Annotated in this window: 27 protein-coding genes; 11 read left to right on the top strand and 16 right to left on the bottom strand. The window is 42.4% G+C overall.

Annotation, left to right across the window (positions count from 1 at the left end; translation table 11 throughout):
- Positions 1 to 11: 11 nt before the first annotated feature.
- A complete protein-coding gene (locus Q9R21_RS00135; RefSeq protein WP_005246565.1) occupies positions 12 to 446 on the top strand; it encodes an HIT domain-containing protein in 435 nt (144 codons plus the stop codon).
- A 55-nt stretch (positions 447 to 501) separates the two neighbouring features.
- Positions 502 to 1,947, top strand: a complete 1,446-nt coding sequence (locus Q9R21_RS00130; protein WP_044110083.1) for an adenylate/guanylate cyclase domain-containing protein — start codon at positions 502 to 504, stop codon at positions 1,945 to 1,947.
- Between the two features lie 89 nt (positions 1,948 to 2,036).
- On the opposite strand, the gene fdx is transcribed toward Q9R21_RS00130, so the two are convergent.
- The 8 genes from fdx to Q9R21_RS00090 form a co-directional block, all read right to left on the bottom strand.
- Positions 2,037 to 2,375: an ISC system 2Fe-2S type ferredoxin gene (gene fdx / locus Q9R21_RS00125; RefSeq protein ID WP_004279821.1), complete on the bottom strand. Its 339-nt coding sequence runs from the start codon at positions 2,373 to 2,375 to the stop codon at positions 2,037 to 2,039.
- A gap of 15 nt (positions 2,376 to 2,390) precedes the next feature.
- Positions 2,391 to 4,250 (bottom strand): Fe-S protein assembly chaperone HscA, encoded by a 1,860-nt coding sequence (gene hscA / locus Q9R21_RS00120; protein WP_005107162.1) that lies wholly within the window; start codon positions 4,248 to 4,250, stop codon positions 2,391 to 2,393.
- 34 nt (positions 4,251 to 4,284) lie between these two features.
- Positions 4,285 to 4,800, bottom strand: coding sequence for a Fe-S protein assembly co-chaperone HscB (hscB, locus tag Q9R21_RS00115; protein WP_005107161.1), 516 nt, complete (start codon positions 4,798 to 4,800; stop codon positions 4,285 to 4,287).
- Positions 4,801 to 4,903: 103 nt separating this feature from the next.
- Complete coding sequence (gene iscA / locus Q9R21_RS00110) at positions 4,904 to 5,224, bottom strand: iron-sulfur cluster assembly protein IscA (protein ID WP_005107159.1); 321 nt, start codon at positions 5,222 to 5,224, stop codon at positions 4,904 to 4,906.
- 34 nt (positions 5,225 to 5,258) lie between these two features.
- A complete protein-coding gene (iscU, locus tag Q9R21_RS00105) occupies positions 5,259 to 5,645 on the bottom strand; it encodes a Fe-S cluster assembly scaffold IscU (RefSeq protein WP_004279815.1) in 387 nt (128 codons plus the stop codon).
- 104 nt (positions 5,646 to 5,749) lie between these two features.
- Positions 5,750 to 6,967, bottom strand: coding sequence for an IscS subfamily cysteine desulfurase (locus Q9R21_RS00100; RefSeq protein WP_004279813.1), 1,218 nt, complete (start codon positions 6,965 to 6,967; stop codon positions 5,750 to 5,752).
- A gap of 1 nt (position 6,968) precedes the next feature.
- Positions 6,969 to 7,442: an Rrf2 family transcriptional regulator gene (locus Q9R21_RS00095; RefSeq protein ID WP_004279811.1), complete on the bottom strand. Its 474-nt coding sequence runs from the start codon at positions 7,440 to 7,442 to the stop codon at positions 6,969 to 6,971.
- A gap of 112 nt (positions 7,443 to 7,554) precedes the next feature.
- The gene (locus tag Q9R21_RS00090) at positions 7,555 to 8,205 is read right to left on the bottom strand and encodes a hypothetical protein (RefSeq protein WP_219309521.1); all 651 of its coding nucleotides are present in this window, start codon (positions 8,203 to 8,205) and stop codon (positions 7,555 to 7,557) included.
- 203 nt (positions 8,206 to 8,408) lie between these two features.
- Between Q9R21_RS00090 and Q9R21_RS00085 the strand changes: the two genes are divergently transcribed.
- The 3 genes from Q9R21_RS00085 (at position 8,409) to Q9R21_RS00075 (ending at position 11,313) form a co-directional block, all read left to right on the top strand.
- On the top strand, positions 8,409 to 8,882 hold the full coding sequence (locus tag Q9R21_RS00085; protein ID WP_114540741.1) for a phasin family protein: 474 nt from the start codon (positions 8,409 to 8,411) through the stop codon (positions 8,880 to 8,882).
- Positions 8,883 to 9,044: 162 nt separating this feature from the next.
- Positions 9,045 to 9,317, top strand: a complete 273-nt coding sequence (locus tag Q9R21_RS00080) for an HU family DNA-binding protein (RefSeq protein ID WP_004279807.1) — start codon at positions 9,045 to 9,047, stop codon at positions 9,315 to 9,317.
- Positions 9,318 to 9,447: 130 nt separating this feature from the next.
- Entirely contained in the window at positions 9,448 to 11,313 is a 1,866-nt protein-coding gene (locus Q9R21_RS00075) for a SurA N-terminal domain-containing protein (RefSeq protein ID WP_311203451.1), read from the top strand.
- 61 nt (positions 11,314 to 11,374) lie between these two features.
- Here the strand turns inward: Q9R21_RS00075 and Q9R21_RS00070 are convergent, their stop codons facing one another.
- Positions 11,375 to 12,244 (bottom strand): DUF2797 domain-containing protein, encoded by an 870-nt coding sequence (locus Q9R21_RS00070; protein ID WP_311203450.1) that lies wholly within the window; start codon positions 12,242 to 12,244, stop codon positions 11,375 to 11,377.
- A gap of 34 nt (positions 12,245 to 12,278) precedes the next feature.
- On the opposite strand from Q9R21_RS00070, the gene Q9R21_RS00065 reads away from it, so the two are divergent.
- On the top strand, positions 12,279 to 12,749 hold the full coding sequence (locus tag Q9R21_RS00065; protein ID WP_311203449.1) for a DUF6231 family protein: 471 nt from the start codon (positions 12,279 to 12,281) through the stop codon (positions 12,747 to 12,749).
- A gap of 105 nt (positions 12,750 to 12,854) precedes the next feature.
- Positions 12,855 to 13,526 carry a YidB family protein gene (locus Q9R21_RS00060; protein ID WP_311203448.1) on the top strand — a complete coding sequence of 224 codons (672 nt, stop codon included), beginning with the start codon at positions 12,855 to 12,857 and terminating at the stop codon, positions 13,524 to 13,526.
- 65 nt (positions 13,527 to 13,591) lie between these two features.
- On the opposite strand, the gene Q9R21_RS00055 is transcribed toward Q9R21_RS00060, so the two are convergent.
- Genes Q9R21_RS00055 through Q9R21_RS00045 form a run of 3 tightly spaced genes read right to left on the bottom strand, consistent with a single transcriptional unit; the run spans position 13,592 to position 15,553 of the window.
- Entirely contained in the window at positions 13,592 to 14,206 is a 615-nt protein-coding gene (locus Q9R21_RS00055) for an OB-fold-containig protein (RefSeq protein WP_004279798.1), read from the bottom strand.
- A 19-nt stretch (positions 14,207 to 14,225) separates the two neighbouring features.
- A complete protein-coding gene (locus Q9R21_RS00050; RefSeq protein WP_004279797.1) occupies positions 14,226 to 14,534 on the bottom strand; it encodes a Rieske (2Fe-2S) protein in 309 nt (102 codons plus the stop codon).
- Between the two features lie 14 nt (positions 14,535 to 14,548).
- Complete coding sequence (locus Q9R21_RS00045) at positions 14,549 to 15,553, bottom strand: adenosine kinase (protein ID WP_004646774.1); 1,005 nt, start codon at positions 15,551 to 15,553, stop codon at positions 14,549 to 14,551.
- 276 nt (positions 15,554 to 15,829) lie between these two features.
- On the opposite strand from Q9R21_RS00045, the gene Q9R21_RS00040 reads away from it, so the two are divergent.
- The 3 genes from Q9R21_RS00040 to Q9R21_RS00030 all read left to right on the top strand — a co-directional run bounded on the left by Q9R21_RS00040 (position 15,830) and on the right by Q9R21_RS00030 (position 20,548).
- A complete protein-coding gene (locus Q9R21_RS00040) occupies positions 15,830 to 16,282 on the top strand; it encodes a GNAT family N-acetyltransferase (RefSeq protein ID WP_004646775.1) in 453 nt (150 codons plus the stop codon).
- A 165-nt stretch (positions 16,283 to 16,447) separates the two neighbouring features.
- Positions 16,448 to 19,387: an insulinase family protein gene (locus Q9R21_RS00035; RefSeq protein WP_311203447.1), complete on the top strand. Its 2,940-nt coding sequence runs from the start codon at positions 16,448 to 16,450 to the stop codon at positions 19,385 to 19,387.
- A gap of 21 nt (positions 19,388 to 19,408) precedes the next feature.
- Positions 19,409 to 20,548 (top strand): phospholipase A, encoded by a 1,140-nt coding sequence (locus Q9R21_RS00030; RefSeq protein WP_311203446.1) that lies wholly within the window; start codon positions 19,409 to 19,411, stop codon positions 20,546 to 20,548.
- Between the two features lie 70 nt (positions 20,549 to 20,618).
- On the opposite strand, the gene Q9R21_RS00025 is transcribed toward Q9R21_RS00030, so the two are convergent.
- From Q9R21_RS00025 to ilvA, 4 genes are all read right to left on the bottom strand, one after another.
- Positions 20,619 to 21,959: a TrkH family potassium uptake protein gene (locus Q9R21_RS00025; RefSeq protein ID WP_311203445.1), complete on the bottom strand. Its 1,341-nt coding sequence runs from the start codon at positions 21,957 to 21,959 to the stop codon at positions 20,619 to 20,621.
- A complete protein-coding gene (locus Q9R21_RS00020) occupies positions 21,956 to 22,612 on the bottom strand; it encodes a TrkA family potassium uptake protein (protein ID WP_005246545.1) in 657 nt (218 codons plus the stop codon). The genes Q9R21_RS00025 and Q9R21_RS00020 overlap by 4 nt, the downstream gene beginning before the upstream one ends.
- A 109-nt stretch (positions 22,613 to 22,721) precedes the next feature.
- Complete coding sequence (locus Q9R21_RS00015) at positions 22,722 to 23,186, bottom strand: hypothetical protein (protein WP_243474667.1); 465 nt, start codon at positions 23,184 to 23,186, stop codon at positions 22,722 to 22,724.
- Positions 23,187 to 23,338: 152 nt separating this feature from the next.
- Positions 23,339 to 24,877, bottom strand: coding sequence for a threonine ammonia-lyase, biosynthetic (gene ilvA / locus Q9R21_RS00010; protein WP_004646781.1), 1,539 nt, complete (start codon positions 24,875 to 24,877; stop codon positions 23,339 to 23,341).
- Between the two features lie 104 nt (positions 24,878 to 24,981).
- Here ilvA and rpiA point away from each other — a divergent pair, with 104 nt between their 5' ends.
- Positions 24,982 to 25,653 carry a ribose-5-phosphate isomerase RpiA gene (gene rpiA, locus Q9R21_RS00005; RefSeq protein ID WP_004279784.1) on the top strand — a complete coding sequence of 224 codons (672 nt, stop codon included), beginning with the start codon at positions 24,982 to 24,984 and terminating at the stop codon, positions 25,651 to 25,653.
- Positions 25,654 to 25,767 lie beyond the last annotated feature (114 nt).

The raw sequence follows: 25,767 nt of genomic DNA, 5'->3' as shown, positions 1-25,767 counted from the left end.
TTTATAAAGATATGTTTAGTTTGCATCCACAACTTGCTCAAGATACTTTTTTTGTAGGCGACTTTCCTTTGTCAACATGTCGTTTGATGAATGATATGCAATTTCCCTGGCTCATTCTGATTCCACGTGTGCCGGGTGTCTCTGAATTATATGAATTGAGCCAAGCTGACCAAGAGCAGTTTTTAAGAGAGTCAAGCTGGTTATCAAGCCAGCTGGCACGTGTTTTCCGTGCAGATAAAATGAATGTAGCAGCGCTGGGTAATATGGTGCCGCAATTGCATTTTCATCATGTAGTTCGTTATCAGAACGACGTTGCATGGCCGAAGCCTGTTTGGGGTACATCTGCTGTTCCTTATAGCAGTGAAGTATTGGCACATATGCGTCAAACCTTAATGCTGGCTTTACGTGGTCAGGGCGACATGCCATTTGACTGGCGCATGGACTAATCAGCCAAGGCATTCCGAGAACCATGAACAGTTGCGGACTTCAGGGAGTGAGTGAGTGCAATTAGACGACTGGATTCAAAAAGAACCCCATCAGTTTGAGTATTTCCATCGCATGATGGGATATATCATGCTGTCTCTGGTTCTGGTCGTCTTTCATTACACTGAACCAGATACCGAGTATCAGCTTTTTGTTCCATTTTTTTTGTTTCTGGTTTTGCTAATTACACCGAAACTATCTCGCTGGCTGATCTATCGTCATGATTATCACATCCGGCGTAATATTCTTTTCCTGATTGATGTCATTGTCATTTCGGTGGTTTTGGCGGCCGTGCATCTGGACTTGGTCTTGTCCTTGCTGGGTCTGGTCGCAGTGCTCTATACCGCGATCAGCAATAAAATTTCATTTATGATGGCATCTCTAGCCAGCCTGATCGGGATTACGCTTTTTTATCTGGCCAATATTCTGGTCTTTGGGTTTAATAATTATTTCGAACCGACCAGCAGTGAGTTGACCGTTTTAGGCTTTATCTGTCTGATTACCTATTTTGGTGTCGGAAGTTTTTATCAAAGTGGTCGTGTGCAATACATGACCCAGAAAAAAGACCATTATTTCGAACAGATGAACCGTTATATGGAATTTGCCAATCAGCTGAGTCGCTATGCGCCCGTGCAGTTATGGCAATCCATTATGAAAGGTGAATCTGAAGCCAAAATTGAATATAAACGTAAAAAGTTGACGATCTTTTTCTCTGATATTCAAGGCTTTACAGAGCTATCTGAAACTCTGATTCCAGATGATTTAGCATTCCTGTTGAATGACTATCTTCGGCATATGACCGAAATCGCTAAAAATTATGAAGCGACTGTCGATAAATTCATGGGTGATGCCATCCTGATTTTCTTTGGTGATCCGAACTCCGAAGGTGTGGAACAGGATGCTAAGAACTGTATGGAAATGGCATTGGCGATGCGTCAGCAAATGAAATTGCTGCGGGAACGCTGGATTAAAATGGGTTATCCGCCACTGCATATCCGCATGGGGATTTCAACCGGTTATTGCCACGTAGGGAATTATGGGGCTACGCATCGTATGGCTTATACCATTGTAGGACGTGATGCCAATCTGGCAGCGCGTTTGCAAAGTGCAGCGGAAGTCGATGAAATCCTGATTTCGGAAGATACTCATAATCTGATCAAAGATGATTATCTTTGTGCACCGAAAAAGCCGATATTCTTGAAAGGCATTAAAGCACCTGTAAGAACCTGGCAGGTCATGGAAAAATATGCGTCTCAGAAAGTCGAGTATCAGCGCTGGTTCGATTATGAATATAAGGGCTTTCATTTATTGCTGAATCTGGATGAAGTGCAAAACTTTGAATATCCTGAGCTGATTCATGTACTAGAAAAAATGATTAAACGCATTGAAACTCAGCAGAAAATGACCAATTCACAAGGTATTGTCAAATTGAAGCTTGAGGATGAAGTAATTGAACACATTTAAAGTTCATGTAAATTTACTTTAATTGTTTCTTATAAAGAGAAAAAACCACGCCTGAGCGTGGTTTTTTATTTTAGCCTGCAACGAAAATCTTAGTGATTTTCTGACGCATGGTTAATGGTGTATTTTGGAATTTCAATTTCCAGATCTTCATCGTCCAGTTTAACCTGACAAGAAAGACGTGAATCAGGTTCTAAACCCCAGGCACGATCGAGTAAGTCAGCTTCAACATCATCCATTTCTTCCAGGCTGTCAAAACCTTTGCGTACCACTACATGGCAGGTGGTACACGCTGCTGACATATCGCAAGCATGTTCGATTTTAATGCCATTTTTTAGCAGGCTTTCGCAAAGATTGGCATTTTGTTCGACTTCAAACTCAGCACCTTCGGGGCAAATCTGCGCATGTGGAAGAACTTTAATACGTGGCATAGTCGTTACCTTAAATTAGTTTGAGTTTGACCAGTCGTCGAGTTTAGTGCCCTTAAGAGCTGCATCAATATGTTGATTCATACGTGCTGCTGCAAAAGCATCACTATGTATTTTAAGCTGTTCAACGGCAGATTCAATCGCTTTGATATCTGAACCCTGAAGCTGAGTTTCAAGTTGTGCTTGCGCAGTTTGCAGTGCTGCAAGTTGATCTTCAGTCAACAGACCGGCATCCGCTTTGAGTGCCTGAACCAGTGCTTCCAGCTCACGCTGTGCTTCCACTTTGGTTTCATTCAAATGACGAAGATTCTTATCTTCTTCAGCGAACTTATAACCGTCTAGCAACAGACGTTCAGTATCTTCACCCGATAAACCATAAGATGGTTTGATATCGATTTGAGCCGTCACGCCAGAGGTGGTTTCTTTGGCAGATACAGTCAGCAAGCCATCTGCATCGACCTGGAACGTCACTTCAATACGTGCCTGACCGGCAGTCATTGGTGGAATGCCATGCAGGACAAAACGCCCTAAACTACGGCAATGCTCAACCAGATCACGTTCACCTTGAACCACATGAATCAACATGGCAGTCTGGCCATCTTGATAAGTGGTAAATTCCTGACGACGAGCGACTGGAATCGCAGTATTACGCGAAATTAATCGTTCAACCAGTCCGCCCATGGTTTCAAGACCAAGAGACAGAGGCGTCACGTCTAATAGTAATGAGCCATCAGTTGAGTTGCCAATCAATTGGTTCGCAGTAATTGATGCGCCAATCGCAACCACTTCATCCGGGTTAATGGTGCAAAGCGGTTCTTGGTTGAACACTTCACGCACGGCTTTTTGTACTGCATAAGAACGGGTTGAGCCACCGACCAAAACGACATTTTGAATGTCATCCAGTTCAAGCTTAGCATCACGCATCACACGCTTACATACGCTGATGGTTTTATCCAAAGCAACTTTGATGATCTCTTCAAATGTCGGGCGGTCAAGCGTCAATACTTGATCAAGCAATTTGAGTTGAACTGAATCTGCATCCGACAAAGCTTCTTTGGCTTTACGTGCCGCAACGACAAAATGTGCATATTCGGCATCATTCAAAGTGTCAATATTCAGTTGTTTCTTGGCCCATTTCAGGATCAAACGATCCAGGTCATCACCACCGAGGGCAGTGTGGCCACCGGTTGCCAGAACTTCAAACACACCTTGACTAAAACGCAGAATCGAAACGTCAAAGGTACCGCCACCCAAGTCATAAATCACATAGTTGCGATCTGTACTCAGATTACTTTCCTGATCAAGACCATAAGCCACAGCAGCAGCAGTTGGCTCATTCAACAAACGTAAAACATTCAAGCCGGCAAGCTGGGCAGCATCACGGGTTGCCTGACGCTGTGCTTCATCGAAGTAAGCCGGAACAGTAATCACTGCACCATTAACCGGATTTTGCAGACTGGCTTCAGCGCGGTCTTTCAACTGCTTTAAAATTTCTGCAGAAATCTCAACCGGAGTCTTACGGCCTTGTGCAGTTTCAAAAGCCGGCATTTCATTTGCTTCACCAACCAACGCATAAGGATGCTGGAATTTAATGTCAGCTTTCGAACGACCCATAAATCGTTTCACAGAAACGATGGTGTTTTTGGGGTCAGTAGTAATGAAAGGCGCAGCTTCATTGCCGTATTGAGTCTGTTGTTCTGCATAATGCACGATAGAAGGAAGTAGCACACGACCTTGTTCGTCATTAAGTACTTTGGCTTTACCTGAAAGAACCGTGGCAACCAAAGAGTGGGTGGTGCCTAAATCGATACCAATCGCAATGCGGTGTTCATGTGGTGCACTTGATTGACCTGGTTCTGCAATTTGCAAGAGAGCCATAGTGTTACATCCTTTGCACGTTAAATATTAAAAATTAGAAATCATCATCAAGATCAAAGCTGTCATCGTCAAGGAAGCGGTCTTCCGCTTTGTCGATATCGGCCATGACTTTAACGAAGAAGCGTAGTTTGCGCACTGTATCGCGTGCTTCGGCCCAGTCTTCATCCGCATAATCAATTTTGAACTCGCGAACCAAGCCTTCAATCCATTGCTGGACTTCGACTTTCAGTGAAGTTAAATCTTCAGCAGAAGTTGCATCGTCAAGTTGTTCACGAATTTCCAGAGCGTCCTGCAAGAATTCAAAATCACTGATCGACTGATCTAAGTGATAATCCTGTTTCTTGAGAGACAGTAAATACGCTGCACGGCTATCGACCGCTGACAAGGCTTTAAATGCCTGATTGATATCACTTGATTTAATCAGAGCTTGATCTTTGTCTTCAGCTTTATCTGGGTGATATTGTTGCTGCAACTTTAAAAATTCAGTCTTTAAAGCCGCCAAATCAATATCGAGTGCTACAGGAAGGTTGAACAACTCAAAATGATTCATGGGAGATGGGATCCGCGATTAATGAGCAAAAATAACTGTATAAATGCAATTAAAACAGTGTGAAACACACTGTTTTAATGTCAAAAGAGAATAACTGCCGGGTTTATACAGTGAAGGATTCACCACAACCGCATTCGCCTTTTTTGTTGGGGTTGTTAAATTCGAAGCCTTCGTTCAAGCCGTTTTTAACATAGTCCATCTCCATACCTTCAAGATAAACCAGACTTTTCGGGTCAACGAATACTTTAACCCCAAACTGTTCAAAGGCTTGGTCATGTGCATCGACTTCATCGACGAACTCGAGCACATAGGCCAGACCAGAACAGCCTGAAGTTTTCACACCAACGCGAATGCCTTCACCCTTACCGCGATTTTTTAAATAATTGCTGATATGAGTTGCAGCATTTTCAGTTAAATGGATCATGAAAACTCCGTTAAAATTTCAAAACGTGGAACAATTAAGCTTTAACTTTCTTGCTACGGTAGTCTTCTACAGCTGCTTTGATTGCATCTTCAGCAAGAACAGAACAGTGTACTTTTACTGGTGGAAGTGCAAGTTCAGTCGCAATATCAATGTTCTTGATCGCTTGGGCTTGATCCAAAGTTTTACCTTTGAGCCATTCGGTCACAAGTGAACTTGATGCAATGGCAGAACCACAACCATAAGTTTTGAAACGTGCTTCTTCAATCACGCCTTCATCGTTTACCTGAATCTGTAAACGCATCACGTCACCACATGCTGGCGCACCAACCATACCAGTACCAACGTTTTCAGCATTTTTGTCTAAAACGCCAACATTACGAGGGTTTTCGTAATGATCAATTACTTTTTCGCTATAAGCCATGTTGCTTCTCCAAACCTCGGGGTCAGCCTTAGTATTAAATATGGGGGTAAAAAAACTTTTCTCAATGAGATAGCAACGGATTTGTCACTATCTCATCATGAAAATTAGTGCTCAGCCCACTCAACTTTAGAAAGGTCAATACCTTCCTTATACATATCCCAAAGCGGAGAAAGTTCACGTAACTTCTCAACAGCAGCTTTAGTGATAGTCAATACGTGATCGATATCTTCTTCAGTGGTGTATTTACCAAAGCTGAAGCGAATCGAACTGTGTGCAAGTTCGTCTGAAAGACCCAATGCACGAAGTACATAAGATGGTTCAAGTGTTGCAGATGTACATGCCGAACCTGAAGATACCGCAGCATCTTTCAATGCCATCATCAATGATTCGCCTTCAACGAAGTTGAAGCTAATATTCAGGTAGTTCGCTACGTTTTGTGTTGGATGGCCGTTCAGGAACACTTGTTCAAGACCTTGTAAACCATTCCACAGCTTGTCGCGAAGTACACGTAAACGAGTCTGTTCAGCTTCCAGGTTTTTGCCTGCAAGTTCAAAGGCTTCACCCATACCTACAATCTGGTGAGTCGCAAGGGTACCTGAACGCATACCACGTTCGTGGCCGCCACCATGCATTTCAGCTTTAAGGCGTACACGTGGGCTACGACGTACAAACAGTGCGCCAATACCTTTAGGGCCATAGATCTTGTGCGCAGAGAAACTCATCAAGTCTACTTTTAAAGTTGAAAGATCAATTTCAACTTTACCTGCCGCCTGAGCTGCATCTACATGGAAGAAAATCTTGTTGGCGCGAGTGATTTCACCAATCGCTGCAACATCAGTCACAGTACCGATTTCATTGTTCACCATCATCAGGGAAACAAGAATCGTATCTGGACGGATCGCTGCCTGTACCATTTCTGGAGTAATTAAACCGGTTTGAGGTTGAGGCTCAATATAGGTAATTTCAAAACCTTCAGACTCAAGCTCACGACAGGTATCTAAAACTGCCTTATGTTCGATTTTAGAGGTAACGATATGTTTACCTTTAGATGCATAGAAATGAGCTACACCTTTAAGCGCAAGGTTGTCTGACTCGGTCGCACCCGAAGTCCATACGATTTCACGTGGATCAGCTTTAATTAAATTCGCAACTTGTTCACGTGCATATTCAACTTTTTCTTCTGCTTGCCAACCATACGCGTGTGAACGAGATGCCGCATTACCAAAGGTACCATCGAATGTTAAGCATTCCATCATACGTTCAGCAACCTGAGGATCTACAGGAGTTGTAGCTGCATAATCAAGATAAATCGGACGTTTCATGTCAAATACCTGTAACCGATAAAAGGGCTGAATCTAAAGGTGCTGATTTTTGGCGTAATGACACAGTCTGGACGTTGTCACGTGCAACCAGATCAGCAAGCGAGATTTTTTCTAAATAATCGGCGATGTGATGGGAGAGTTCCTGCCATAAATCATGAGTCAAGCACATCGCACCATTCTGGCAGTTGCCTTTATGGTCACAGCGAGTCGCATCAACTGTTTCGTTTACAGCTTCAATAATTGCTAACACAGTAATTTCATCTGCATTACGTGCTAAATGGTAACCACCATTTGCGCCACGAACACTAGAAACTAAACCATGACGCTTGAGCTTCGCAAATAACTGCTCAAGATAAGCAACAGAAATAGTTTGACGTGCTGCAATTTCAGCGAGCGTTATCGTTTTTTCAGAAGGCTGCAAAGCTAGATCAAGTAGAGCAGTCACAGCGTAGCGACCGCGAGTGGTTAGGCGCATGATTCGATACACATGGTTAGACTAGATGTGTAGATTTTATGAATCCCGACTAAATTAGTCAAGTTATTTTTAGTAGACCTTAGTGGGATTTAATTTTTGGAGAATGAAAGATTTACATGCTCAGCCAATTATACACTAATAACGTAATCAAAAGTACGCTGCTCAAGCCAAAAATGATGTTAATGCGCTTTTGACGGCGTTCAATCCGTTTCAGGCGGTTTTTATACTGTTTGACTTCCACTTGCAGGGTATTGATCTTGGAACGCTGCTCTTCAATTTTCTTTAGAAGCGGCGCAATACGCTTTTTAGAGGCAATAATTTCCGCTTCATCCGTCGGCGCATCAGACAGCCAGTGTTTCCAGTCGGCTAATACTTTAGGCAAACTGAATACGGTTAACAGATCACGAAACTCATCTTTTAAAACCTGATGACCATCAATACGCATGCTACGAATGCTACGACGATTGCCAAAAATGAAAATTTTAATCAGATCGGGAAGTGTAGTGCGCACATCCAGGTCGACAATGCGGCCCGGTGCTTTATGGTCAAACAATAGTCCATTGGGGGTGAATTGCACATAAAAGTCGAAATACGGAATATAGCTATTGATTTTAATCGAGATGTTTTTATCTACAAACTTTTTGGCCTGTAATGCAACGACACGATCATGCTTGAGAATGAAGGTAAATATTGTCTCTAAAACAATTAACGTCATCGTAAGCAACAAATGCGGTTGATTTTGACTTTGTTGCGATTCGCTCATATACAACCAATCCTTACCTGAAATATAAAGTGAAAAAGCTTCCTGCTTGTGAAGAGATTTCAGGGTTAAATCAAATTAGACTTGAAATAAATTGCTTTGTAGAACAGTTTATCAAATCTATCAAGTACTAAATTTGCTATTATGCAGTGGTTTTGTAGAATAATTTATAATAATTGCGCAGAAAACAAACAGGAGCCGTGCACATGGACAAGTCAAAAACAGCACAAGACTCAGCTGAAGCTTCGAATGAGAAAATGCTGAAACCCAAGTCTAAATCTGCCTCGGAGCGCAAATCGGTTCTTGATTTTCGTAAATACACCAAACAGATCTGGTTGGCTGGACTCGGGGCATTTTCACGTGCAGAAGAAGAAGGCAATAAACTGTTTGACTCGCTGGTCAAGGTCGGGGAAGAACTTGAATCTAAAACTGCAGATATTGCCGATCAAACTGTAGAGAAGGTTTCGGAAAAAGCCAAAGAGTCGGTCACAGACACCAAAGACAAAGTGGAAAAATTAATCGACAACTCTGTTCATCACTCATTGAATCGTATAGGATTAGTCACACTGAAGGATGTACAGTATTTGGAACGTTTAATTCTCCAGTTGCATGCCAAGGTTGATCAGTTGACTGCGGAACAAGAAAAAATGAAAGAAGAATTGTCGAAAAAACTTAAATAAAATGACTTTATTTATTATTCAATGTTTTTTTCGCATATTTTTTGAAAAAAAAGAGGTTCTTAAGTATTGCGTTTATACCTAAAGCATTGCTATAAAGGCGTTATGGCATGTTAAACCAATTCTTGAACCTTAAATAAACGATATTAAGAGGACGTAATCTTCATGAATAAATCAGAATTAATTGATGCAATTGCAGAAAAAGGGGGATTATCTAAGGCTGACGCAGGTAAAGCTTTAGATGCTACAATTGCTTCTGTTACTGAAGCTTTAAAATCGGGTGATACAGTAACTTTAGTGGGTTTTGGTACTTTCGGTGTGAAAGAACGCGCTGCACGTACTGGCCGTAATCCACAAACTGGTGCTACTCTTGAGATCAAAGCAAGCAAAGTACCTAGCTTCAAAGCAGGTAAAGGCTTAAAAGACGCTGTAGCTTAAGCTTACCCAGCGACGAAACGCGCCTTCTTTGGCGCGTTTTTTATTGATAAATTTAATTGTGATGATTAACACATTCATTCAATGGGTATTTTCGGTTAAAATCCTTTGCAAATAAAATATTGGAATACTTATGGAAGCTTTTCGTAAAGTTATTAAGGGTTGGTTGGGCAAAGTCTTGCTCGTTCTGTTTTTGACCCCGTTAGCACTTGTAGGTATTGAAGGATATTTTAGCAGTGGAAACTCTGATGCAGCAAAATCAGTGAACGGGACTGAAATATCTCAAAAAGAATTAGAGTCACTGACCAAATCATTTAAAGAACAATATCTCAGTTATGCCAATGGGGATGAAACTTTACTGAATCAAAGCTTCATTGACCAGAAAGCCATGGATACGCTGGTTGCACGTACTTTATTGCTGCAACAGGCTGAAGAATTAGGGATCAGTCTGAGTGACCAGCAAATTGAACAGATGATTGCTCAGCAGCCTACTTTTCAGCAAGATGGAAAGTTCTCGAATGCTTTATATGAAAATTATCTAAAATCAATTGGCATGACTAATCGCGCTTTGATCGAAAGTTTACGTAAAGATCATGCGCTGAAGATGCTGTCATCGACTTTTCTGGATTATCCATTGGTAAGCTCAGTCGAAATGCAGCAGATTGCTGATTTACAAACTGAACAACGTCATATTCATATTTCTAGCATTAATCTGGACAGCTATAAAAAAGATGTCAAAGTGACGGATGCAGACATTGCTGCCTATTATGAAAAGCACAAAACACTGTTTAAACAGCCGACCAGTGTAGATGTCGACTATGTGGTGTTAAAGCCAAGCGATATTCAGGTGGAGAGTTTAGCGGTTACAGAGGCTGAGCTTCAGGAAGCCTATACCGCCTTTGTTGCAACACAAAAACAGACAGTTAAACCAGATGTGAAGCATATTTTAATTACGGCGGACAGTCGTAGTGATGCTGAAGCAAAAAAACTGGCGACCGATATTGCAGCCAAAATTAAAGCCGGTACTACTTTTGCTCAGGCAGCAGCACAATATTCTGAAGACCCTGAATCTAAGTCTAAAGGTGGCGCGCTTGCCGTTTATGAAGAAGGTGTATTTGGTACTGCATTTGATCAGACGGTTAGTTCTTTAAAATCGGGTCAGGTGTCTGCACCAGTGAAAACAGATTATGGTTACCACATCATTTCTGTGCAAACGCCAGATGTTGCAGTTCCTTCTTTTGAATCACAAAAAGCACGTTTGTCTGAAGAAGCCTTGGCTGCTAAAAAATCCAATGTATTCTCTGATACGGTCAATACGCTAAATGATATGGTGGTAGGAAGTGATTCTCTGGATGTCGTTACACAGGAAGTTAAAGGTGTACAAGTCCAGAAAGCCCAAGGTGTAACACTTTCGACCCGTGATCCTGTGCTGAGCGATGCTAACCTCAAAGTCAAATTGTTTAATGACGATGTTAAAAATGGTGATCGTAATGCTTCATCAAGCATTCAGTTAGCCAATGGTGATGTAGCCTGGATAAAGGTGCGTAATTATCATGCAGCCGGCGAACAAACACTGGCAGAAGCAAAACCGCGTGTTAAGGCTCAGCTGATTGAAGACAAAGCAGCTGCTTTGGCAAAAGCAAAAATTCAGAAAGCTTTGGATGAGTTCAAAACCAAACCGGTTGCAGCAGTGGCGAAAGGTGATTTGATCTTTGAAGATGCTGGTGTTTACACACGTGCTGAAGGTTTACTAAAACGTGATGTACAGCGTGCGGCTTTTAGTCTTCCGACACCAAAAGCAGGCCATTGGTCAGTGACGACAGCGAAAATGCCAAATGAGCTGGTTGTGGTTGCGGTATCAGAAGTAAAGAAAAATCCGGTGGATGTATTGAGTGTAGAACAACGCAGTGAGTTGATGAAGTTATATCAACAACTTCGTGGTCAGCAAGAATTTGATGACTATACGCGTTACTTGAAATCTCAGGCAAAAATCAAATAAAATTGTTGTATAAAAAACCAGCCTGCGGGCTGGTTTTTTTATGCTCTAAGCAAATAATGGATTAAGCACGAATAATCAGTTCATAACCAGTATATTTGCGCATATTAATTACGCCAGTATCCAGAATTAAGTACTGCCCCTTGATGCCTTGTAACTTGCCACGAATTAAGGGAGTTTTATCAAGATTATGCGATTTAATCTTTTCTGGATATTGTTCTACCGGATAAATAAATTCGCGTGCCAATTCTTGGTCCAGTACTTCAATATTTTCATTAAATTCTAGATTCTGATTAAATTCTTCACGAATGCTTTGAATTTTAGGCGCAAATTCTTCTAACAGTTGTTCACGCACTTCAATCAGATTGAGGGGTTCTGCTTCACCTTTGAGTAGCTTGCGCCAATCAGTTTTATCAGCAACCTGAGTACTAAACATGAATTCGAGTTTTCCGGAAAGACGACGTGAGCCAACTTTCATAATCGGCAGGGCTTGGGTCGCACCCTGATCAAGCCAGCGAGTCGGCATTTGGCTGGTACGGGTAATTCCGACCTTTAAAGCACTAGAATTGGCCAAATAGACAATATGTGGCTGAAAGCAGACATTCTGTGCAAACTCATCTTCGCGGCAAGTGCCTAAATGATAATGGCATGTCTCTGGCTTCATGATGCACATATCACATGAAGCATTGGTTTTAAAACATTTAAAACAGTGACCTTGCGAAAATGATTTGGAAGTTTTGTTGCCACAAGACACGCAGTAAATATTACCGGTCCATTCAATCTCGATTTCTTGGCCTAAATTAAACGGAAGATCAATTTCTGCACGATCTAAAATTAATTTATATTCAACATTTGCCCGCTGTATCTGTTGATCAGTTACACTAAGGTCCTTGAGGCCGACGTGCATTTTATGACAAATGCCCTGAAGTTCCATAAAAATTACTCACTTAAATCATAAGGATGCAGTTATGGCTGAGCAGAATGTCATTACTTCAATGCTAGACGATTTCGCACAGGAACAGCCAATTCATACTGCTATTTGTATTGGGCAGGACTTGAGCCAAGTCCAGTTTCAGCCAGCTATTCAATGGTCCTATTTTAGCGTATCTGACTTTTTAAATCTGCCTTTTCAGCAACGTTATGACTTGGCTGTAGTGATGCTGGATACTGCAGAAACAGAACATTTGTCTGAACAGATCATGAGTCAAATTCTGGTGAAATTACGTGATTTGTTTGCCAAACGGCTAGTGGTGATCAGCCGGCTGCAAAATGAAAAGTTATTGAGAGCTTTAGGATTTACCCAGCTGATTGACAAGACCACACATAAGGCCGATTTTGCGCTGTGGCAGTTTAATATTTTAACCTATAAGCACGTGCCAGACTGGTTTAACTCCAAATTTTGGGCTAATCCGGAAAACTGGGATAAATTTCGCTGGTAAGCCGAAAACCTGCTTAACCAAGATTGCAAATATTAACACAATCTTGCCTAGACAATATGAGGGCAGGCCGTATTCTGTAATTAAGATGCACATAGGATATAGGACATGACAAACCTGAGTAGTATTGTGGAAATATTAGCAAAGCAGGCATTGGGTGGCGGGCAGTCGCAGCAAAAGTCCTCACAACAAGGTGGCTTGGCAGATATCCTGGGGTCTGTGCTAGGGCATTTAAACCAGTCAAATCCTCAGCAAAATCAAAATCCTCAAAACCAGCAGAATCAAACCGGTCAGCAGAACCGACAAAATGGTCTGGGGGCAATTTTAGGTTCAGTACTAAGTCAGTTCGGTGGTAGTGGTACTCAAGGTACTGCTCAGCCTCGTTCAGGATTGGGTGGTTCTACTGGTAAAACCTTATTGATTGCAGTACTGCCTTTAGTGCTGGCCTGGATTCAAAAACAGGGCGGTTTACAGGGTGCGTTGGACAAGCTAAAAGGACAGGGGCTCAATAGCCAGGTCGATGATTGGGTGTCGACCGGCCCCGGTGAAAATGCCAATGTCGATCCGCAGCAGGTGCAAAACCTGTTTGATGATCAGGAAGTTGAAGCAGTTGCACAACAAACCCATGCACCGAAGCAGGATGTGTATAGTGCGATTTCACAGGTCTTGCCGCAGATTATTGATTCGCTTACTCCACAAGGTGAGCAAACCAGCAAGCAGGAAGCCAATAATGATATTCAAAATGTATTGAATATGGTTTCAGGACTTCTTAAAAAATAAATATAGACATTAAAAAATCCCGATATCTGTCGGGATTTTTTAATAACTATCAAATGATTTAGAATTTAATCTAGATTCATGCTGAACAGCTGATTAGATTTACAAATTTTCTTGGCAACATAATGAGATTTTCTCATGCGAATCAGGATAATCTGCGACTGAAAACCGAGTTCACCAAACTCAGGTTCTACCTGTACATAATGTAGTTGCCCATACTCATCTCGCACCCGCGCTTGAGCAGAAAAACCGGGTCGGGCATTGCCACTGGAAATTGTCGCCAAACGGCCAAGTAAATTGACATTGTTCTTTTTATATTTAGGTGGAATGACCTGATCCAGACAGTGAATCATAAAAATAGTAAAAAAAGTCGCAATGATTAAAGCCGGAATAATCAGGTAATAAGCAGGCAGAAATTTAAATTCCTGAGAATAGATCAGGAACTGTAAAACATAGCCGGCAAAACTAAAATTCATCAGGAAGAAAAACACAATCAAGGTTTTGGAGAATTTGACGTTTAGTAGATCCATCTGCTGAAAGTCATAAGGTGAAATTTTTTGCAGAAACTTGCTGGGTCTGAGTCCAAAATAGAAACCAATGGTTTTCACCACACCGAACAGAATAATCGCCAATAAACTCAGATGAAAAGGCATCAGGTTATAGTCTAGAAAAAATGCAGGCATGGTGAAGTCCGTTTTAGTCTTATTCTGAGAGGTAAATTCCACCATCAGAATGCACGGTAATCTCTACTTTTTCAAGTGCTTGACCTTGGCAAGGCCCAGAAATGCATTCACCGCTTTCTACCAGAAACAAGGCGCCATGCGTGGAGCATTCAATAAATTCCTGATCGCGATCCAGAAACTGGTTTTCCAGAAATTCCAGTTCGACCTGCAAATGCGGACACAAGTTTTGATAGGCATAGAAGGCACCGTCACGCTGTGTGATAAAGATATTATCTCCATCGGGAAGCTCAAAAGAGCGTGCTTCGCGTTCTGGAACGTCTTCGGTCATGCAAATTTTAAACATTAAGCACATTCCTTTTGAAAGTCTTGTAATAATGCCGCATAGTCTTCAACTGCCAGGCGTGGACCAAATTGTGAAACCACCTGGCTCGAAATGAGAATCGCCAGTTCAGCCGCAGCTTGAAGACCCAAATTAGCATTCAATCCGTACAGGAAAGCCCCGGCAAAAGCATCACCGGCACCGTTGGCATCTACTGCAGGCACTTTACGGCCAGGAACAGTAAATGTATTTTGATAATCCGAAATCAGTGCGCCTTCAGCTGACAATGTAATGACAACGTGCTGACTGATTGTTTTTAATTTAAGCAGGGCTGCCTCAAGATTATCTGTTTCTGTATACATCAGCGCTTCTTGCTGGTTACATAACAGCAAGTCTACACCATCTGCAATCATTTCATCCAAACCGGCACGCGCGTATTGCACCATGGCAGGATCAGATAAAGTTAGGGCAATTTTAACGCCATTGGCACGGGCAATATCACGTGCTTGTTGTACCGCATGACGTGCTGTGTCAGAAGTTGATAAATAACCTTCGAGATATAGCCATTTCGCGCTATTTAGTGCGCTGAAATCAATTTGTTGATCAGTCAGTTCGGCCGTAATACCCAGATAGGTATGCATGGTACGTTCAGAATCAGGGCTGACCAGAACCATACATGTCCCTGTTACGCCTTCACTGATCGATTGGGTGGTGGTCTTAATACCTGCATCATTCAAACCCTTCAGGTAGATGTGCCCCAGTTCGTCATTTCCGACACGACAGCCATAAAATGCAGAACCACCGAGCGCAGAAAATGCCACGGTAGTGTTGGCTGCTGAACCGCCTGAAGCCTGACCCTTATACACTTGAGTCGCTTGAAGATTTTGATAAAGAGTGGCCTGAGTCTCACCATCTGCAAGTTGCATGGTGCCTTTTTGCAAGTGATGTGCAGTTAAAAAGTCATCAGAAACTTTAAATTCTTGGTCAATCAGCGCATTACCAATCGCAAAAAGATCAACAGTTGCCATGTTCAAATATCACATTAAAAATGAAAGTCCTAAGTTTACACGATTGCTTGGGATTGCTGTAGTTTGCTGAATCATTTTCAAATATTTTTCAAAAATGCTGTATTTTGTTCAGCAGCTATCTTTGGTCTAAAAACTGACTTATTTTTGTGCACTGGTGTGCTGCAGCATTGATTTAAGGATCACATTTTATTTATAAAGAGATATCGCTCCTGGCATGATACTTTAAGTCGCTTGGCAACAGTCATTCTTCACAACAATTTCAAATAGTGTGCGTATATGAATATTAAAATTGTAACAGCCGAACAACTCCCGGATCAGATCGAAACACTGGCAACTCTGGCACGTAAAGAAGGCTATAATTTGGTAGATAAGTTAATAGAAGAATATCGCACCGGGAAAAACTGCTTTAGCCACGCCAATGAATATTTGGTGGTGGCGCATGATGGCAAGAAACTGGTTGGCTGTGGTGGCTTAAACCAGCAATGGGGAGATAACGGCATTGAAGACCGCATTGGTCGTGTACGCCGTTTTTATGTGCATCCGAAATATCGTCAGCATGGCGTAGGCAAACAGCTTTTGGCTTACCTAGAGCAATTGGCACGTCCGCATTATTCGGCTTTATGCTTACAAACAGATACCCGACTGGCCGCCAGTTTTTATCAAAAGCAGAATTATGTATTTGTAGAAAATAATCCAAGCTATAACTATTTTAAATACCTGATTTCTTAAGCTTGTAAATACTTATCTAGATGCAGGAAGTAAATTTGATGATTTAATTTTCAAATGATCAAGTTTACTTAATTCGATCAAAATCCTCGGTTTTCAACGTGAATAATTTAGATAACTAAAGCTATAATGCGCTTAGTTATTTTAATTAAAGCATTAGGAGATCGCATGACTGTAGATGTCACTGAAACCATTTCTCAAACTGTACATCCTGCGTTTCAGTTGGTACGTCAACAACATGTTGAAGCTTTAGACATTTTCGTGTCTGAATATAAACATAAAGTGACTGGCGCCACACATTATCATCTGGCGACCAATCACGACGAAAATGTCTTTCTGGTGGCGTTTCGTACCCAGCCGATGGATTCTAAAGGCGAAGCACATATTCTGGAACATACTGCGCTGTGTGGTTCAGAAAAATTCCCGGTGCGTGATCCATTCTTCCTGATGATTCGCCGTTCACTGAATACTTTCATGAATGCCTTTACTGCGGCTGACTGGACTGCGTATCCATTTGCGACCCAAAATAGTAAAGATTTCCAGAACCTGCTCGAAGTGTATATGGATGCAGCATTTGCTGCGAACCTGAATCCATTGGATTTTGCCCAGGAAGGCATTCGCATTGAGCTGGAAAATGGCGAGCCTGTCTATAAAGGCGTAGTTTTTAATGAAATGAAAGGTGCGATGAGTTCGCCTTCAGACCAGCTGTATCACACGCTGGCGCATCATTTATATCCGCATACCATCTATCATTATAATTCTGGTGGGGATCCTAAAGATATTCCTGATCTGACTTACCAGGAGTTAGTTGATTTCTATAAGTCACATTACCATCCAAGTAATGCAGTCTTCATGACCTTTGGCAATAAAACAGCATTCGAACTGCAAGAGCAGTTTGAAAATCTGGCATTGTCCAAATTTGAAAAAGGTCAGACGCTGTATCCAACACCTGAAACCCGTTTGACTGCACCATTGACGGTGACAGACAGCTATGCTGTTGATGCTGAAGACCTGCAGGACAAGACCTATCATGTGCTGTCATGGTTATTGCCAGAAGCCAGTGACATTAAACTGCGTTTAGGTATGCGTTTAGTTGAAGGTATCTTGTTAGAAGATTCAGCATCACCACTGCGTCATTATTTGGAAACTTGTGGTTATGCAGATGCAACAGGTCCATTCATGGGCGTGGATGATTCTAACTTTGAAATGACTTTCTACTGTGCGGTGCAGGGTTCAAATCCTGAACATGCAGAAGAATTTAAAAATGGTGTGTTTAAGGTTCTGGAAGAAGTTGCCTCTAAACCGGTTGATCAGAACATGGTCGATGCGATCCTGCATCAAATCGAATTGCATCAGCGTGAAATCAATGGTGATGGTACGCCGTATGGTTTAAGCCTGATTCTGAGCGGTCTGGGCAGCGCGATTCATCATCGTGATCCGGTCGAAGTTTGGGATGTGGACTCTGCCATTGCTGCAGTCAAAGAAGAACTGCAAGATCCAATGTGGTTATCCAATCTGATCAAAGAGCATTTGCTGGATAATCCACATCGTGTCCAACTGACGCTGGTTCCGGATGCGACCAAATCTGCCAAAGAAGCGGCTGATGAAAAAGCGCGTCTGACTGAAATTGGCAAGAATTTAACTGAAGAGCAGAAAGCGGAAATTATTGCCCAGACTGAAGCATTGAATATTCGTCAGGACACGCCGGATGACTTGAACTTATTGCCGAAAGTCGGTCTGGAAGATGTTCCTGCGGAATTACAGATTGTGCAAGGTCAGTTACGCGAGATTATCTGTAACCGTGTTGATACGCCGTTGAACCTGTATCATGCCGGTACTAATGGTATTTATTACCAACAGGTTCTGGTTAATATTCCGGATGAAGTGGTGCAGTCGCCTTACTTTAACCTGCTTTCAATCCTGATGGGTGAGGTGGGTGCGGGTGAATATGATTATCTTGAGTTCCAGCAACTGCAAACAGCGGTAAGTGGCGGTCTGGGTATGGGCGCATCTTTGCGTTCTAAAGTCGATGACAAAAACAAGATTACTGCCTGGTTGACGCTAACGACCAAATCTTTGGTGAATCATCTCGATGCGATCCGTCTGTTAAAGATTGGTTTTGAACAGCTTCGTTTTGATGAAAAAGACCGTATTATCGAGCTGTTACAACAGCGTAAAACGCGCTGGCAGTCACGTATTTCCGGTTCTGGACATAGCTATGCAATGCAAACGGCTTCACGCCAGCATAGTGCATTGGCTTTGCGTGATTATCACAATACCGGTTTGGGTGCATTGAACTGGCTGATCGAACTGGTATCTAAGATCGAAAAAGATCCGGCTGAATATGATCTTCTGATTGACGAGTTAAAACGAATTCATCGTGTTTTGTTGCAAGCGCCGAAGCAGTTCCTGTTAGTCTGTGAAGAGCCGCAGTCTGTGCATCTGATCGAAGAAATTCAGAATGTCTGGGATAAACTTGAAGTTGATTCTGCACCAGTTTCATTAACTCAAGTCGAAAAAGTAACCCATGACCAGCACGAAGCCTGGTTGATTCAAGCCAATGTCCAGTTCTGTGCGGCTGCTTATCCAGCTGTTGAAGTTTCACATCCTGATGCTGCTGCATTGATGGTACTGGCGGGTTATTTGCGTAATGGCTTCCTGCACAGTGCCATCCGTGAAAAAGGCGGTGCCTATGGTGGTGGTGCCAGCTATGACGGGAATGCCTGTTCATTCCGTTTCTACAGCTATCGTGACCCACGTCTGGCAGAAACTTTCCAGGATTTTGATGCGAGTATTCAGTGGTTACTTAATGCACCACAACAGCCACACCAGTTGGAAGAAGCCATTCTGGGTCTGATTGCCAGCATGGATAAACCGGGTTCACCGGCAGGCGAAGCCATTACTGCATGTTATTCTTACTTGCATCAACGTACGCCAGCGTTCCGTAAAAAATTACGTGAACGTTTATTGAATGTCACACTGGATGATTTGCAGCGTGTTGCACAGACCTATCTGGTCGAGCAGCAGGCGACGAAAGCCATTGTAGCGCCAGTGGCAAAACGTGAAATGCTGGAACAGCTTGGTTTTGTAATTCAACAAGTTCTATAAATAAAAAAAAGAGGATAATGGATGGCGCTTAATTCGTTTAAGCGCTCAACTCTACAGCTGAGCGTTTTGCTGGGCTGTGCAGTTGGGACGCAAGTGAATGCGGAAGAAACAGTAGTCAACAGTCCCACGCCGGCAACGGCTGAAGCCTGTGCTGCACTGGAAATTAGTGCAGAGCGTCTGGCCTGTTATGATACTTTATTTAAAATTCCGGTCACTGAGAAGCCTGCAATCGTTTCTGAACGTCGTGCAGCAGCAGAAATTGCGCCTGAACCCGATAATTTAAAAGCGAAAATTGGTCAAACCGTTTCCAATATTTATGCTTCTGAAGGATCAAAACTGACGCCGAATCTGTCTTTGCTGGATAGCCGCTGGGAACTCTCTCCAGAAAGTAAATTAGGCACCTGGAACATTCGTTCTTATCAGCCAGTGTATTTGATGCCAGGTTTCTGGACATCAAAGAAAAATGAATTCCCTCAAAGTGAAAATCCAGAAAACACAGTGAAGGAAGACCAAAATCTTACCTCAACCGAAGCAAAGTTTCAGTTGTCTTTAAAGACCAAGGCGGTTGAAAATATCTTGGGAGATAATGGCGATCTCTGGCTTGGTTATACCCAATCTTCACGTTGGCAGGTGTATAACTCGGAAGAATCACGTCCGTTTCGTGAAACCAACTATGAACCCGAAGCCAGTTTAATCTTCCGTACCAACTATGATCTTTTAGGTCTTAACTGGCGTATGTTGGGATTGACCATTAATCATCAGTCCAATGGCCGTTCTGATCCGTTATCACGTAGCTGGAACCGGGTGATGCTGAATCTCGGTTTTGAAAAAGACAATTTTGCCTTGATGGTTCGTCCTTGGTATCGCTTTGAAGAGAAGCGAGAAGATGATAACAATCCAGAAATCAAAAACTATATCGGCCGTGGAGACATGACCGCATTTTATCGTTATAAGGAGCATGATTTTTCATTAATGCTGCGACATACCTTAAAAGGTGGAGATGAAAATCGTGGAGCCGTACAGTTCGATTGGTCATTCCCGATCAGTGGGCGTTTGCGTGGCCAATTCCAGCTATTTGATGGCTACGGAGAAAGTCTGATTGATTATAATCACCGTGCCACGTATGTCGGTTTAGGTGTTTCCTTGATGAACTGGTTCTAGGATTCCAACTTTAAACATCTTGGAATGAAAATAAAAAACCATGCCGCTGCATGGTTTTTTTATAGATAGATTAGCCAATCTGGATTTCTGAAGGCGGATGTTTGAGACGACTCTTTCTCGGAGTCGCAATAAAATAAGCAAGCGTCAGTGGCCCTAGACGCCCTGCGAACATTAACAGCATTAGAATAATCAAACTGGCAGGTTGTAGTTCCTCTGTTACCCCTCGGGACAAACCGACGGTACAAGCTGCAGACACGGCTTCAAACAACAGATCCAGAAAATCCTGCTCAGGTTCCAGGATTAATAAGCTCATAAAACCCATCATGATCAGCGCTGCAGTAATACACACCACGGCTAATGCTTTAAACGTAGTTTTTTCAGGAATAGAGTGATTAAACAGCCGGATCTCATCTTCGCGTCTTAAAAAACTGATTACGCTGATGACCACAATAATAAACGTTCCGACTTTGATGCCGCCCGCTGTACTTAAGGAACCTCCACCAATAAACATTAGAAATATGGTAACTAGAGTGGATGCATCACTCATTTGTTCCATTGGCAAGCTATGAAAACCTGAAGAGCGGGGAACGGTGGCATGGAACCAGGCATTTACGGCTTGATCGCTTAGACTCATCAGGCCCAGAGTTTGCGGATTAGAGGCTTCGAGTAGCCATAGTACAATAAACGCACTCAGATTGAGCCCCAGAATCGTTGAGAGGATTAGCTTGCTGTTGGTACTCAACTTACGCCAGCGCTTATGTTCTTTGACGTCCATCAGCACCAGAAAACCGATACCGCCAATGATATACAGCATACTGATGGTAAAGGTAATCAGATACTGTCCTGAAAAGCTCATCAAGCTATTTGGAAATAGTGAAAATCCACCATTATTAAAAGCGGAGACGCTATAAAAAGCTGCATAAAATAGTGCATCGCTAAACTGATATTCTTTGAGCCAAGCCAAAGTCAGAATCAGCGTACCGATTGCTTCAAAGAATAGAGAATATAAAAACACGGCTTTAATGGTAAAACTGACTTTTTTCAGGCTAGTTTGTCCAATGGACTCCTGTGCCATGACTTGTTGTTTTAGCCCCAGTTGCGGTGCCAGACTCATCACTGCCAGAATGGCAAAGGTCATAAAACCCAAGCCGCCGCATTGTAACAAAAACATAATCACGATTTGACCAAATACGGTATAGGCTTCACCGACATTCACCACCGATAGCCCGGTAATGGTCACAGCAGAAGTTGCTGTAAAAATGGCTTCCAGCCAGCTGATTTCTCCATGATGGGCAATAGGCAGCATCAGCAGCAGCGAACCGATCAGAATTAATCCAAGAAAACCCAAAGCCAGTAAGCTTGGAGGACTGAGGTTAATCGTCCTGTGTTGCTTTAAATCAGAACTTTTCATAGATGTTTAAAATATTTAGCAAGACGGCGCAAAGGTTCCAGCAATCCTTCAACCAGTAAAATATCGCCTTCCTGAAGAATCTGATTGGCATCTACGTGATATTGCAATGTAGATCCGCGTTTATGTAATAAGGTAGTGATTTCAGGAGCATGCTTCATCAACTGATTCAGTGGCGTACCATGATGATCTGCATGAATTTCAATTTTGACAATATAATGATCATCCTCAAGCGCCATATAACGACTGACCATCGGATAGCTTAATGACTGGGCCACCCGAACGCCCATATCTTCTTCAGGATGAATGATTTTTTCAACATTGAGATGGGTCAGAATCATGTGGTGGGATTTGGATTTGGCCTTCACCCAGATTTTCTTTACGCCCATATTTTTTAAGTGCAATACACATAGAATACTGGCCTCAATATCCTCTCCAATCGCAACGACAACGGCATCACAGCGCTGAATGTTCAGCTCATCGAGTACATGTTCATCGGTTGCATCGGCAATCACGGCATGGGTCAGCTGATCAGAAATGTTTTCGACATATTTTTTATTCAGATCGATTCCGATCACTTCATGCTTCAGGCTGATGAGCTGTGTGGCCACGGTCGCACCGAAACTGCCAAGCCCGATGACTGCAAATAATGCCATGGATTGTCCTTCGTTATCTTTATGTCATTCGTTATATCCGCTATGGTAATGAGAAGGCGATTCTTCAGCTATAGTTTTTAGGTAAAAATAGTACAGATCTTTGAAGTATTTACGCTTCTTTCATCTGAAGTACAGATTGAAAATTTGGACAGTCAGACATAACCTGACGATGTGCATATAAGGTTCCATAGCTGTTTTGGATGATGTATTCGAATTCATGATGATCATCCTTCATGATATTGAGTGTGGCTTGGCGTTTGAGTTGAGGATAAGTTTTTAAATTATCGATTGAGGCACAAGAAAAGCTTTTTACAAAAGCTGAAATTTTAGGATCTAATTTCACTTCTTTATAATGATTTAGAAAAATATAAACAAATTTGGGATACTGGTTGAGTATTTCTGAATGTGCCTCTATACCAGCGATGTTGCTGAGGTTATTTGCGGTTGCATTACTGGGAATATTTTTCATACTTGTTCGAACACGATCTTCTTCTTGATTTAATTTGTATGCTGGATAGCCGTATAAATAGACAAATAAAGTGGTGAGCAAAATAATAATAAAAGTGATATTCATATCTTAAGGTTCTGTTTTTGTAATTATTTTTAATTTTAACAAGATTGGAAATTAATGGATAATTGGTGTTTTCATTCATGATACATTTTTAAATCTGCCTAGAATATCATCCTAAAAAAACCGCCTCGAAAGGCGGTTTATGTTTGAAAGAATTACTTCAAGAAACGTTGATAACCCAGATTATTGGTAATTTCCTGATATGGATAGGTAATGGTTTCGAGAGTTTCGATCAAACCGTCCGGATTTTGTTGTGCATCGGTCGCTTCAAGACCCACCAGAACACGTCCTTCAGCAGCGCCGTGGTTACGGTAGTGGAACAGGGTAATGTTATGGGTCGGGCCCAGACGCTCCAGGAACATCAGTAAAGCGCCAGGACGCTCCGGGAATTCCACTCGGAACAGGCGTTCATTTTCAATATCGGCATGACCACCGATCAGGTAACGGATATGCAGTTTGGCCACTTCGTCATCAGACAGATCATCAACGTCATACTGGAACTTTAAGGTTTCATAAATTTCTTGACGTTCTTTCTCGCCATTTTTTAGACTAATACCGACAAAGACCTGTGCCGCAGAAGCATCGCTGGCACGGTAGTTAAATTCAGTAATATTACGACCTTGCAAGGCACGGCAGAAGCTCAGGAATGAACCTTTCTGTTCTGGAATGGTCACGGCAAAGATTGCTTCTTTTCGTTCACCCAATTCGGTACGTTCAGCGATATAACGTAAACGGTCGAAGTTCATGTTGGCGCCGCAGACAATCGACACCATGTTTTTCCCTTCAATACCATGTTCAGCCACGTACTTTTTGATGCCGGCCAGTGCCATTGCACCAGATGGTTCGACAATGCTACGGCATTCGTCATAAGTGTCTTTAATCGCTGCACAGACTTCATCCGTATTCACCAGCACCACATTCGGTTCAACGATCGGGCCTGAATTGTCCGACTTTTGCAGACGAATCACATCAAATGGTTTTTCACCAATTTGGGCTACAGCTGTACCATCAGCAAATAAACCTACAGATGGAAGAATCACACGCTCATTGGCTTCTAAAGCAGCTTTTAAACAGGCAGATTCGTCGTATTCCACGGGAATGACTTTCACATGTGGTGCGACATCACCTAAATATGCTGCAACACCTGCGATCAGGCCGCCGCCGCCTACTGCAACGAAGACATAATCGACGTCGCGCCACTGACGCAGAATTTCATTGGCAATGGTGCCTTGGCCAGCAATCACCAGTTCATCATCATAAGGCGGAATGAAAGTCATCCCATCTTCCTGGGCACGTTGAATCGCATATTTATTGGCAACATCAAATGAATCACCATGCAAAACCACTTCGCCACCCAGACGTTTAACCGCCTGTACCTTGATATCAGGTGTGGTTTTAGGCATCACAATAATCGCGCGAATACCCAGCTTTTTCCCTGAGAGTGCCACGCCCTGTGCATGGTTGCCCGCTGAAGCAGTAATAACGCCACGTTCCATTTGTGATTTCGGTAGTTGACTAATACGGTTATAGGCACCGCGTAGTTTGAATGAAAAAACCGGTTGTAAATCTTCACGTTTAAAGCGGATGTTATTATTGAGTCGTTCGCTAATTCGTGGCGCTGCTTCGAGTGGAGTTTCGATTGCAACATCGTAGACCGTTGCTTGTAAAATTTGTCGAACCAAACGAGACAGCATGTTAATTTTCCATCTAACAGTTTAAAATAGGGGCTTATTGTAACAAACCACACGGCTTTGCGGTTTAAAAAAGCTGCAAAAGTCCAAAATAGTTGAGTGAAGCCATGAGTCTATATGCAACCCAAGATGAGAAAAAACAAGCAGCAGCCAAAGCCGCTTTAAAACACTTGCCAAAAGGGGGCATTTTAGGCGTAGGTACAGGCAGTACTGTAAACTTTTTAATTGACTTATTGCCTGAGCTGCAATTGGAAGCTGCGGTAGCCAGTTCAGAAGCAACTGCACAACGCTTGAAAAAACTCGGCATTGAAGTGGTAGATATGAACTCTGTCAGTGGTCTGGATGCTTATGTTGATGGTGCAGATGAAATTGATCGTCATATGCATATGATCAAAGGTGGCGGTGCAGCGCTGACACGTGAAAAGATTGTTGCCTCTATTGCAAAAAAATTTGTGTGTATCGTGGATGATTCTAAATGGGTTGGACAATTAGGGCGTGAGTTCCCGCTTCCGGTAGAAGTGATTCCAATGGCGCGTTCTGCTGTTGCGCGTAAAATTGTATCTTTAGGTGGCGATCCTGCTTATCGTGAAGGTGTGGTCACTGACAACGGTAACGTGATTTTAGATGTATATAACCTCAATATTCTGAATGCGCTTGAACTGGAAAAAACCTTAAACGATATTCCGGGCGTGGTGTGTAACGGTATCTTTGCGATCAACAAAGCAGATATCGCAATTGTCGCGACGGATAACGGAATTGAAGAGCGTACAGCGGTTTAATTTTAAAATCTCCCCAAATCCTGAACAGAAGTTAAAGTACTGCTTTAACTTTTGTGCAAGAAAAGCCTCATTTTAGATTTTTTAAGAGGGGCTTTTCTCCCTCCTTAATAAAGG

The sequence above is a fragment of the Acinetobacter sp. RG5 genome (assembly GCF_031844265.1).
Classification (GTDB): Bacteria; Pseudomonadota; Gammaproteobacteria; order Pseudomonadales; family Moraxellaceae; genus Acinetobacter.
The sequence above is the reverse complement of the archived record's forward strand: the minus strand, read 5'-3'. Positions and strand labels throughout refer to the sequence as shown.

Excerpts from the sequence above, each read along its gene's own strand:
- iscA (WP_005107159.1), bottom strand. The coding sequence starts at position 5,224 with ATGATCCATTTAACTGAAAATGCTGCAACTCATATCAGCAATTATTTA.
- Q9R21_RS00060 (WP_311203448.1), top strand. The coding sequence starts at position 12,855 with ATGACAAACCTGAGTAGTATTGTGGAAATATTAGCAAAGCAGGCATTG.
- Q9R21_RS00075 (WP_311203451.1), top strand. The coding sequence starts at position 9,448 with ATGGAAGCTTTTCGTAAAGTTATTAAGGGTTGGTTGGGCAAAGTCTTG.
- iscU (WP_004279815.1), bottom strand. The coding sequence starts at position 5,645 with ATGGCTTATAGCGAAAAAGTAATTGATCATTACGAAAACCCTCGTAAT.
- Q9R21_RS00045 (WP_004646774.1), bottom strand. The coding sequence starts at position 15,553 with ATGGCAACTGTTGATCTTTTTGCGATTGGTAATGCGCTGATTGACCAA.
- rpiA (WP_004279784.1), top strand. The coding sequence starts at position 24,982 with ATGAGTCTATATGCAACCCAAGATGAGAAAAAACAAGCAGCAGCCAAA.
- Q9R21_RS00015 (WP_243474667.1), bottom strand. The coding sequence starts at position 23,186 with ATGAATATCACTTTTATTATTATTTTGCTCACCACTTTATTTGTCTAT.
- Q9R21_RS00080 (WP_004279807.1), top strand. The coding sequence starts at position 9,045 with ATGAATAAATCAGAATTAATTGATGCAATTGCAGAAAAAGGGGGATTA.
- Q9R21_RS00095 (WP_004279811.1), bottom strand. The coding sequence starts at position 7,442 with ATGCGCCTAACCACTCGCGGTCGCTACGCTGTGACTGCTCTACTTGAT.
- Q9R21_RS00065 (WP_311203449.1), top strand. The coding sequence starts at position 12,279 with ATGGCTGAGCAGAATGTCATTACTTCAATGCTAGACGATTTCGCACAG.
- Q9R21_RS00020 (WP_005246545.1), bottom strand. The coding sequence starts at position 22,612 with ATGGCATTATTTGCAGTCATCGGGCTTGGCAGTTTCGGTGCGACCGTG.
- Q9R21_RS00025 (WP_311203445.1), bottom strand. The coding sequence starts at position 21,959 with ATGAAAAGTTCTGATTTAAAGCAACACAGGACGATTAACCTCAGTCCT.
- Q9R21_RS00100 (WP_004279813.1), bottom strand. The coding sequence starts at position 6,967 with ATGAAACGTCCGATTTATCTTGATTATGCAGCTACAACTCCTGTAGAT.
- Q9R21_RS00035 (WP_311203447.1), top strand. The coding sequence starts at position 16,448 with ATGACTGTAGATGTCACTGAAACCATTTCTCAAACTGTACATCCTGCG.
- Q9R21_RS00085 (WP_114540741.1), top strand. The coding sequence starts at position 8,409 with ATGGACAAGTCAAAAACAGCACAAGACTCAGCTGAAGCTTCGAATGAG.
- Q9R21_RS00055 (WP_004279798.1), bottom strand. The coding sequence starts at position 14,206 with ATGCCTGCATTTTTTCTAGACTATAACCTGATGCCTTTTCATCTGAGT.
- hscA (WP_005107162.1), bottom strand. The coding sequence starts at position 4,250 with ATGGCTCTCTTGCAAATTGCAGAACCAGGTCAATCAAGTGCACCACAT.
- Q9R21_RS00040 (WP_004646775.1), top strand. The coding sequence starts at position 15,830 with ATGAATATTAAAATTGTAACAGCCGAACAACTCCCGGATCAGATCGAA.
- hscB (WP_005107161.1), bottom strand. The coding sequence starts at position 4,800 with ATGAATCATTTTGAGTTGTTCAACCTTCCTGTAGCACTCGATATTGAT.
- Q9R21_RS00070 (WP_311203450.1), bottom strand. The coding sequence starts at position 12,244 with ATGGAACTTCAGGGCATTTGTCATAAAATGCACGTCGGCCTCAAGGAC.
- Q9R21_RS00135 (WP_005246565.1), top strand. The coding sequence starts at position 12 with ATGTTTAGTTTGCATCCACAACTTGCTCAAGATACTTTTTTTGTAGGC.
- Q9R21_RS00090 (WP_219309521.1), bottom strand. The coding sequence starts at position 8,205 with ATGAGCGAATCGCAACAAAGTCAAAATCAACCGCATTTGTTGCTTACG.
- Q9R21_RS00050 (WP_004279797.1), bottom strand. The coding sequence starts at position 14,534 with ATGACCGAAGACGTTCCAGAACGCGAAGCACGCTCTTTTGAGCTTCCC.
- Q9R21_RS00030 (WP_311203446.1), top strand. The coding sequence starts at position 19,409 with ATGGCGCTTAATTCGTTTAAGCGCTCAACTCTACAGCTGAGCGTTTTG.
- fdx (WP_004279821.1), bottom strand. The coding sequence starts at position 2,375 with ATGCCACGTATTAAAGTTCTTCCACATGCGCAGATTTGCCCCGAAGGT.
- ilvA (WP_004646781.1), bottom strand. The coding sequence starts at position 24,877 with ATGCTGTCTCGTTTGGTTCGACAAATTTTACAAGCAACGGTCTACGAT.